Annotated in this window: 6 protein-coding genes and 1 pseudogene; 2 read left to right on the top strand and 5 right to left on the bottom strand. The window is 66.2% G+C overall.

The genetic code is table 11. From position 1 onward, the window contains the following. Both pta and VKI00_RS26420 read left to right on the top strand, forming a co-directional pair. A partial coding sequence (gene pta / locus VKI00_RS26425) for a phosphate acetyltransferase (RefSeq protein ID WP_324443524.1) occupies positions 1-1,636 on the top strand: 1,636 nt, incomplete at its 5' end. After that, a complete protein-coding gene (locus VKI00_RS26420; protein WP_324443523.1) occupies positions 1,629-2,774 on the top strand; it encodes an acetate kinase in 1,146 nt (381 codons plus the stop codon). The genes pta and VKI00_RS26420, both read left to right, overlap by 8 nt. 573 nt (positions 2,775-3,347) lie before the next feature. Here the strand turns inward: VKI00_RS26420 and VKI00_RS26415 are convergent. From VKI00_RS26415 to VKI00_RS26395, 5 genes and pseudogenes are all read right to left on the bottom strand, one after another. Beyond that, positions 3,348-4,547: a DUF1501 domain-containing protein gene (locus VKI00_RS26415; RefSeq protein WP_324443521.1), complete on the bottom strand. Its 1,200-nt coding sequence runs from the start codon at positions 4,545-4,547 to the stop codon at positions 3,348-3,350. A gap of 11 nt (positions 4,548-4,558) precedes the next feature. Continuing rightward, positions 4,559-5,875, bottom strand: a complete 1,317-nt coding sequence (locus VKI00_RS26410; RefSeq protein WP_324443519.1) for a DUF1800 domain-containing protein — start codon at positions 5,873-5,875, stop codon at positions 4,559-4,561. A 59-nt stretch (positions 5,876-5,934) separates the two neighbouring features. Further along, positions 5,935-8,211 (bottom strand): serine/threonine-protein kinase PknG, encoded by a 2,277-nt coding sequence (locus VKI00_RS26405; protein WP_324443516.1) that lies wholly within the window; start codon positions 8,209-8,211, stop codon positions 5,935-5,937. Continuing rightward, positions 8,211-9,182: a glutamate ABC transporter substrate-binding protein gene (locus VKI00_RS26400; RefSeq protein ID WP_324443514.1), complete on the bottom strand. Its 972-nt coding sequence runs from the start codon at positions 9,180-9,182 to the stop codon at positions 8,211-8,213. The genes VKI00_RS26405 and VKI00_RS26400 overlap by 1 nt, the downstream gene beginning before the upstream one ends. Next, a pseudogene (locus VKI00_RS26395) lies at positions 9,179-9,455 on the bottom strand (hypothetical protein); the annotation flags it as partial. The pseudogene VKI00_RS26395 and the gene VKI00_RS26400, both read right to left, overlap by 4 nt.

Below are 9,455 nucleotides of genomic sequence, written 5' to 3'. Positions count from 1 at the left end.
ACACGTCGTGAAGCTGTGTCTGGACGAGCTGGCCGCCCAGCATGCCCATACCGCGGCGGTGGTGGCCAACCGCTGCGAGCCGTCGCAGCTGAGCGCCGTCGCCGAGGCGCTGCGCGCATTCGCCCCGCAGACCTATGTGCTGCCAGACGAGCCGCTGCTGGCCGCCCCGACGGTGGCCGAGCTGCAGAAAGCCGTGAACGGAAGACTGGTGAGTGGTGACGCCGCGCTGATGGGACGCGAAGTGCTCGGTGTCCTGGTCGCGGGGATGACCGCCGAGCATGTGCTGGAGCGGCTGGGCGACGGGGTCGTGGTGATCACCCCCGGTGACCGTTCCGACGTGGTACTGGCGGTCGCCAGCGCGCATGGCGCCGAAGGCTTTCCGTCGCTGTCGTGCATCATCCTCAACGGCGGGTTTGAGCTGCATCCGTCGATCGCCGCGCTGGTGGCCGGCCTCCGTCTACGGCTGCCGATCATCGCCACCACCACGCTGGGTACCTTCGAGACGGCTAGCGCGGTGGCGTCGGTGCGCGCGCGGGTCACCGCGGGGTCGCTGCGCAAGATCGACACCGCGTTGGAACTGATGGAACGTCACGTCGACATCGCGGATCTGCTTGCTCAGCTTGCCATCCCGATCCCGACCGTGACCACACCGCAGATGTTCACCTACCGGCTGCGTGCGCAGGCTCGAGCGGATCGCAGGCACATCGTGCTTCCTGAAGGCTGCGACGATCGCATCCTCAAGTCGGCCGGGCGGGTGCTGCAGCGCGGGATTGCGGATCTGACCATCCTCGGCGATGAGCTTCAGATCCGCTTGCGCGCAGCCGAACTCGGTGTCGACCTGGATGACGCAGCGGTGATCGACCCACGCACCACCGAGTTGTCCGACCAGTTCGCCGAACAGTACGCGGAGTTGCGCAGGAACAAGGGTGTCACCGTCGAGCAGGCGCATGAGATCATGCACGACCTGGCGTATTTCGGCACCATGCTGGTGTACAACGGCATCGTCGACGGCATGGTGTCCGGTGCCACGCACACCACCGCGCACACGGTCCGGCCGGCGTTCGAAATCATCAGGACCGCGCCGGGAGTATCCACGGTTTCCAGCATCTTCCTGATGTGCCTGCCGGATCAGGTGCTGGCATACGGCGACTGCGCGATAGTCCGCGACCCGACCGTCGACCAGCTAGCCGACATCGCCATCAGCTCGGCGCGTACCGCCGCACAATTCGGTATCGAGCCGCGGGTGGCCATGCTGTCTTACTCCACCGGCGAATCCGGCACTGGAGCCGATGTCGACAAGGTCAGGGCCGCAACGGAGTTGGTGCGCACGCGGGATCCGCAGCTGCCGGTCGAGGGTCCTATCCAGTACGACGCCGCGGTAGATCCGTCCGTCGCGGCCACCAAGATGCGTGATTCGGTGGTCGCCGGTCGCGCCACGGTGCTGATCTTCCCCGACCTCAACACCGGCAACAACACGTACAAGGCGGTGCAGCGCAGCGCCGGTGCGATCGCGATCGGTCCGGTGTTGCAAGGTCTGAACATGCCGGTGAACGACCTGTCCCGCGGCGCACTCGTCGAAGACATCGTCAACACCGTCGCGATCACCGCGATCCAGGCCCAGGGGACCCATGCCTGACCGCACGGTGCTGGTGATCAACTCCGGCTCGTCATCGCTGAAATATCAGCTGATTCAGCCGGATTCGGGTAGATCGCTGGCGGACGGCATCGTCGAGCAGATCGGCGAGGCGTCTTCGCCGGTGGCCGACCACGACGCGGCGCTGCGGATGGCGTTCGACCAATTGCGCGAGGCCGGTATCGATTTGCAGGCGTGCGGCCTGGCGGCAGTCGGGCACCGGGTCGTGCACGGCGGCGCGACGTTTTACCGGCCGACCGTTGTCGATGACGCGGTCATCGACGAACTCGAGCAGTTGTCGGTGCTGGCGCCGCTGCACAATCCGTCTGCCGTGCAGGGCATCGAGGTGGCGCGCAAGATGCTGCCGGAGGTGCCGCACGTCGCGGTGTTCGACACGGCGTTCTTTCACGACCTGCCGCCGGCGGCGGCGACCTACGCGATTGATCGCGACCTGGCGAAGAAGTGGGGGATCCGTCGATACGGATTTCACGGCACGTCACACCAATACGTCAGCGAACAGGCTGCGGCGTTCCTGGACAGGCCGGTGCGGGACCTGAATCAGATTGTGCTGCACCTGGGTAACGGCGCCTCGGCGTCGGCGATCTCGGCCGGCCGTCCGGTCGACACGTCGATGGGACTGACGCCGTTGGAGGGTCTGGTGATGGGCACCCGCAGCGGCGACATCGACCCCGGTGTCTTCGGCTACCTGTGCCGCGCCGCGAAGATCGGCGTCGACGACGTCGAATCGATGCTCAACACGCACTCCGGACTGCTGGGTCTGGCCGGTGAGCAAGACTTTCGCCGGCTGCACGAGATGATCGAATCCGGCGACAGTGCAGCGCAATTGGCCTACGACGTGTTCATCCACCGGCTGCGCAAATATGTGGGTGCCTACCTGGCGGTGCTGGGCCGCGCCGATGTGGTGAGCTTCACCGCGGGCATCGGCGAGAACGTCGCCTCGGTGCGCCGCGACGCGTTGAGCGGGCTGACGACGCTGGGCATCGAGATCGACGAGCAGCGGAACTCGCAGTCCGCTAAGGGCGCTCGACGGATTTCGACCGATACCTCGCCGATCGCCGTGTTGGTGATCCCCACCAACGAGGAGCTGGCGATCGCTCGCGACTGTCTGCGAGCGATCTAGACCGCGACCTCAGAGGCCCGTTGCGAGCGTTTCGCCCTTCCGCAAGATCCGATTAACCGGAAAACTTAACTGAGACACAGCTGAGAAACAGCCAGGTGGACTCATGCGACTCTCAGTGAGCGGAGAGGCCCAAAGGCGTTGCACTCAGAGCGCATTCGAACTAGTGTTCGGCAACTTTCCAAAGCAGTGCCGGCGGGCCCCCGGGCGCCGGCACCGCGTCCTAGGGAGCAGAACAACGTGGGGAGCAGCTCCGCCACGACGGATTTTTGGCGGTGGCTCAGAGGAGGCTGAGGGTGCGCTGGCCCGACGCGCAGTGTCGCGGGAGCGACCCATGCGGTGCCAACGGTTCCTCCCGCCCGTCGGCACCGCATGGGAAGTCTTACGGAACCAGCCCGCAAGCGGTTCGGAGGCGACGCCGGTGAGGTTGGCCGTCAGGTCGCCGCCGGGTTAATCGACACGGGCAGGCCAACTGTAGCTGCGGCTGAGTTGAGAAGGTTCCGGAATCTCGGAGGAAATTTATTCGTATTTCGTGAAACTTATTCCGGTATCCGGACTTTCGGCAGCGGCCGTCGCTCAGAGGAAGCCGAGGCTGCGGCGGCCGGTCCCGACTGATGGTGTCGGGTCGGTCTGAAGCGTCTTTGACAGCAGCTCGTAGTAGACGTCCCGGAAATCGGTGGTGGGTTTGAGGTCGCCGTTGTCGAGGTCGGTGAGGCTGGGCTCGTCGCCGTAAAAGCCGCCCTTGACCGGCGCTCCGGCGATGAACACCGGCCCGGCTGTGCCGTGATCGGTGCCCTGCGAGGCGTTCGCCTTTACCCGTCTTCCGAATTCCGAATAGGCCAGCAGGACCACGTTTTTGCCGTACCGGTCACCGGCCATCTGCTGCAGGAACGGGGTCACGGCCTCGTCCAACGTCTGCAGATGACGCTGTTGCGTCGTTTTCTCGTCGGCATGCGTGTCGAATCCGCCCAGCTGGACCGCGTAAACCCGGGTGGGCACCGCCGCTTTCACCGCCGCCGCCACCATGCTCAGCTGGCCGGCCAGTGAGTTGTGTTTCTCGCCCTTCTCGCCGGAGGGCTTGATCGGACCGAACGTCGTGTCGGTGGTGCGGGTGGCGCGATAGGCGTCGCAGACCGCCGCCATGGCCGGCGTGTCGTTGGGGTCGTCGGCGCCAAGAGCGTCCATCGTCGCGGCGAACTTGTCCGCGGACTCTGGCTTTCCCGACGCCGTAAGTGCTGCTGCCGTGCACTTTTCACCGACCGCGAGCGGCGGTAGGACGGACCCGATGTTGGCCGCGCGCAGCGGGTCGTTGCCAGTGGCATCCAGCCAGCGACCAATCCACCCGGTCGAGACGGGTTCGGCCGGCGACGCGGTCTGCCAGATGTCCATCGAGCGGAAGTGGCTGTGGTCGGGTTTCGGGTAGCTCACGCCGCGCACGATCGCCAGCTTCTGGTTCTGCCATTGCTGAGCCAGACCTTTGAGCGCCGGATTCAGGCCGAGCTGGCCGTCGAGGTTCAGCACATCGCCCGGGGCATAAGCCAATTCGGGTCGGGCATCGTGATAAGCGTTGTCGGCGTGGGGGATCACGGTGTTGATGCCGTCGTTGCCGCCGTAGAGTGTGACGATCACCAAAACGCCGCTGCCCTCGGCCAGGGGCCGCTGCTTAGCTTCCCGCATCAGATCGGGCCAGCTGACGGCGCATGCCCCCGACAGCAGACCGGCCGCGCTAAGACCGGCGCTGGCGATCAGGAATTTGCGGCGACTCAGATCAGGCATCGGCATACTCGCTAAGACGTCAGGTATTCGGGCGTATTGACGGCGGCGGCGACCAGCTGAACCGGCGTGCGCACCAACGGTTGCAGCGCCGCGACGGACCGGTCCGACCATACCCCGATCCCGATCAGGTAGCCGACGGCGTCGATCCGGTCGCTAGCGGCGGTTTCTTCGACCGTGGACAGGTCACCGCTCCGTGCCATGAGGCTCGCGGCGCGCATCCGGACGTCGGCGCTGGCGGTCGACATCCAGACCCGGCCGTGCGGCCAGCCGCCGACGTCTGGTGGGTAAAAAGGGCGCTGCCCCAGCGATTTGAGCACGGCGTCGGCCATCTTCGGCCGCGCCGGGTTGTCGACGGGGACGCGCAGGGTGCGGATCACGCCGATCAGCCACTCGACCGGCGTGTTGACGATGGCCGCCCGGCTACCTACGAATTCGTCGTCGGTGAGGATCGCCCGAGTCAACGCCCGCAGGTTGCGACCGGGGCCGTAGGCGCTGACCAAGCGGTCGAGCGCCTGCGGCGACGGCGGGGTATCCGACGCCAGTTGCTGCCATAGTCGGCCGGCGACGTATTGCGGCGATTTCGGTTGGCCCAGCACGAGTTCGCAGAATCCCTGCGCGTCGAAATTGCGGGTGACCCCGAAAATCGTCTTGGCCGTGTGGTCGTGGCGTCTAGGCACCATCATCGGATCGCTGAAAGGCCGAATGACCCAACCGGTCAGTGCGCGTGCGCCTTCCCGCACGTCGTCCTCGGAGTAGCCATCGCCGTGCCCGAGCGTGAACAGCTCCATGAACTCGCGGGCCAGGTTCTCGTTGGGCGCCTTGGCGGTATTGGTCTGTGCGTCCAGCCAGCGCAGCATCGCGGCGTCGGTCAACATGGCGTATGCGAGGTTGTGGAAATCGCCGAGCGACAGGGTGCGCAGTTTTTGGTTCTGCGCCGCCATGTGGGCTGCGTCCCGCACCTTCTCGGCGGAGGTGGCAAAGTGGTTGTGCCACAACAGCGTCAGCTTTTCGTGGATAGGCTGTTGCACGGCGACCATGCGGCGCAACCACCAATCCGACAGCTCGTTCATCTGCCCGGCGATTTGTTGGTTGAACTCTTTGCGGACGTCCACTGACGCCCCCTTGCCCGGGCCGCGCAGGGTGGGTGGCGTCGGCATCGGTGTCGCCACGGCGCCCGGGTCCGCGTCGGGATCGGCAGCCAGGGCGGCGTCGACGTATTTCGACCAATTTTGGGCAGCCACCACGTCTACCTGTGGGCCGGTTACCCCGAACCCGGTCCGGCGCAGCACGCGAGCAGTCGTGATCCACCCATCCGACTGGCCGGCCATGGCCTAACTGTGCCCGACTTTTCTTGCGATTTGCTTGCGGCCCTGGTTACGGGCCCCAGTCAGAACGTGGACGTTGGCCGCACCCGGTTGGCCATGTCGACCAGCGTGTAGCGGTGCGCCTGGGTGGGCGCCGCCCGGGCCAGCCCCCGCAGCGACGCTTCGACGCCAAGCCGCAGCCCATGTTCGGTGAACGGAAAGCCGAGAATGTGGTTGGTGCTGGCCTCGTGTTCTCCCAGCCAGTCCAACGCGCTGCCCAGCACCAATGCGCGGATCTGCAGCACCCGCGGCTCGGTCGGTGGCAGCGCCTCCACCCGCCGTGCGGCGTCGCGGATCTGCTCTTCGGTGATCTCGCTCGCCGACCGGCCGGACAGCAGCGTCACCGCACTGGTCAGCCGAGCGGTGGTGAAATGCCTTGATGTGGCAGGTACTTCGTCGAGAGTGCGTACCGCGCCTTCGCGATCCCCTTCCACCGACTGGGCTCTAGCTAGCCCAAAGGCCGCCGAGATCACCCCGTCGTCGGTGTTCCAGACTTCCTCGTAATACATGTGTTCGTCTGAGCTGCCGGCCAATTCGGCGGTCGCGGCCAGCGCCATCTTGGGCGCCAACTCGCCGGGGAAGGTGTCCAGCACTTCGCTGAAGTGCTTGCTGGCCGACTCGTAGTCGCCGGTGAGCAGTTCGGAGACCGCGCGGTACCAGACCAGCCGCCATCGCCAGCCGACCCGCTCGGCCAGATCGTCGAGCTTGCGGGTGGCCTTGGCCACATCGCCGAGGTCCAGTAGCGCCCGCACCTCCATCAGCGGCAGCTCGACCGACTCCGACAAGTCGATGTCCTCGGAATCCATTGCGCCATGGCGGAATGCGCGCAACGAGTCCAGCGTCTGCACCGGCTGGGACAGCACGGTCGCCCCCAGCAGCGGTGCGGCGACGTCGGCCGGATCCACCAGCGGGACTTGCAGCGCGGTGACGATCTCCTTGGCGGTCAGCTTCTCCGAATGCACGTGGCCGTCCAGGTATACGTCGGTATGCGCGACCAACAGGTCCTCCCCGAACGTGGAGCGGCTGCGGCTGAAGATCGACGACAGGCCCGGCCGCCGCACGCCGGTGTCCTGAGCGACCACCTCGCGCAGCACACCGGACAGCTGCCCGGACATCTCCTCGGAGCTGGTGAATCGCCGCCGTGGATCGGGATCGATTGCGCGACGCAGTAACCGGGCGAACGAGTCGTACTTGCTGAGCACCGGGTCGTCTTCGGGTAGCCCGTCGACGTACCGCCCGCCGCGGGTGCGCAGCTTCAGCGTCAGAGCCGCGAGGGTGCGCCCGACCGTGTAGATGTCGCTGGCCACCGTCGGGCCGGTCCGCACGATCTCGGGAGCCTGGTAACCCGGTGTGCCGTAAAGATAGCCGAACGAGTTGAGCCGCGACACCGCCCCCAGGTCGATCAGCTTGAGCTGTTCCTCGGTCAGCATGATGTTTTCCGGCTTGAGGTCGTTGTACACCAAGCCGATCGAATGCAAATAGCTCAGTGCAGGAAGGATTTCCAACACGTAGGCGATGGCTTCGGCGACGGGCAGCCGGTCGCCTTTGCGACGTTTGAGCGATTGCCCACCGACGTACTCCATCACGATGTAGCCGACGGGTTCCCCGTGCCGGTCGGTGTGCTCGACGAAGTTGAAGATCTGCACGATCGACGGGTGCACGACCTCGGCGAGGAATCGTCGCTCGGCCATGGCGATCGCCTGGGCCTCCGCGTCGCCGGAATGCACCAAACCCTTCAGCACCACCGGACGATCGTTGACGTTGCGGTCCAGCGCCAGGTACACCCAGCCCAGCCCGCCGTGCGCAATGCAGCCCCGGATTTCGTACTGACCGGCAACGACGTCGCCCGGATTCAGTTGCGGCAGAAACGAATACGGGCTTCCGCAGTAGGGGCACCAGCCCTCCGACTGTGCCTTGGCCTCTACGCTGGATCGGCCGACGGGTCGCCCACAGTTCCAGCAGAACCGTTTGGACTCCGGCACAACCGGATTGGGCATCAATGCTTCGAGCGGGTCGATGTCGGGCACCCGCGGAATCTCGACCAGGCCGCCGCCCAGCCGCCGGACCGATGCCCGCTTCGTCGGCTTCGCACGTTCTTGCGGCTCGGTGTCCACGGCGTGCACCGGCGTGGCTTCGGAGTCGTCGTCGAAGGGGCGGAAGACCGCTTGCGTGGTCACCGGCCGCCCCTGCGAGGACGAATCCACCGTCGCGTCGGCGGGCTGGGTGCCCGGGCCGAGGTCGCTATCCTGCGAGCCGTCGTCCACGTCTTGGCGTTCCTGATCCGCCGGTTGCTCGGCCATCAGTCCACATACCTTGGGCTCGGCGCAGCCGGCGCCGGACCGAGCACCGTTAACCACTTGCGGTACAGGGCATTCCAGGTGCCGTCGCGGCGGATACGTTCCAGCGTGCCGTTGACGAACCGTACCAGCCCGGTGTCATCCAGCTTGATCCCGATGCCGTACGGCTGAGTACCCATGTTGGGCCCGACGAGGTGCAGGTAGGGGTCCTGGGAAACCAGTCCGGCCAGGATGGAGTCGTCGGTGCTGATCGCGTCGACTTGCCGCTGCTGCAGCGTCACCAGACAGTCGGCCCAGTTCACCACCTCCACCACGATCGGCGGCGGCGCGATCTCCCGGATCCGCTGCAGGGATGTCGTGCCCCTGGCCACGCAGACCCGCTTGCCGGAAAGATCGGAGGGCTTGGTGATCGGGGAGTCGCGCGACGCCAGGATGCGCTGGTAGGCGTCGAGGTAAACGGTGGAGAAGTTCACCTGCTTGCGCCGCTCGCAGGTGATGGTCATCGTCTTGGTGACGATGTCGACCTCCGACTTCTCCAGCGCGGTGATCCGCTCGTCAGACGACAGGATCCGGTACTCGACTTGCGACGGGTTGCCGAAGATATCGCGTGCCACCTCGCCGGCGATGTCGACGTCGAAGCCGGTGATCTCGCCGGTGATCGGGTCACGGAAGCTGAACAGGTTGCTGCCGATGTCCAGGCCGACGATCAGTCGGCCGCGAGCACGGATGCTGGCCACCGCGGCGTCGGCGTCGGCCGGGTTGTCGAACGGGCGCAGGCTGGCGGTGGGGTTACAGCTGTCGGCGGACTTGTCCGGCGGCAGTGGCGGCTGGGGCGGCATCTCCTCCATACCGGCCGGTGTGGGCGGCGGCAGCGTCGGCACCGGGTTCACGACCATCGCAGCCGATTCGCTACACCCGGCCAGCACCAACGCCGCCGCCAGGGCGCACACGATGCGGAGCGGATGTCTGGTCATCGGTACTCGCTCAGCCGGGGCCACAACCCAAGTGCGACAGCGACGGCCGCGCCGAGGCTGAGCACCACACCGCCGACCGTCGCGCCGGCCAGGCCGCGGCGTGCGTTGAGGATGTCGTCGCGCAGTTCGTTGCGACTCTGCTCCATCGCCTTGCCCAGGGCGCGGTCGAGTTTGTCGAACGCGGGGGTGGAGTCGTTGTCGCCGTTGCCCAGCGCGACCTGCGTGGCCGCCCGATAATTGCCCACCGAAATGTAGGCGTTGATCCGGTCGTCA

The sequence above is a fragment of the Mycobacterium sp. genome (assembly GCF_035314665.1).
Lineage (GTDB): Bacteria > Actinomycetota > Actinomycetes > Mycobacteriales > Mycobacteriaceae > Mycobacterium.
Note: the sequence above shows the minus strand (reverse complement) of the source record. Positions and strands in the feature narration are given on the sequence as shown.

Excerpts from the sequence above, each read along its gene's own strand:
- VKI00_RS26415 (WP_324443521.1), bottom strand. The coding sequence starts at position 4,547 with ATGCCTGATCTGAGTCGCCGCAAATTCCTGATCGCCAGCGCCGGTCTT.
- VKI00_RS26400 (WP_324443514.1), bottom strand. The coding sequence starts at position 9,182 with ATGACCAGACATCCGCTCCGCATCGTGTGCGCCCTGGCGGCGGCGTTG.
- VKI00_RS26410 (WP_324443519.1), bottom strand. The coding sequence starts at position 5,875 with ATGGCCGGCCAGTCGGATGGGTGGATCACGACTGCTCGCGTGCTGCGC.
- VKI00_RS26405 (WP_324443516.1), bottom strand. The coding sequence starts at position 8,211 with ATGGCCGAGCAACCGGCGGATCAGGAACGCCAAGACGTGGACGACGGC.
- VKI00_RS26420 (WP_324443523.1), top strand. The coding sequence starts at position 1,629 with ATGCCTGACCGCACGGTGCTGGTGATCAACTCCGGCTCGTCATCGCTG.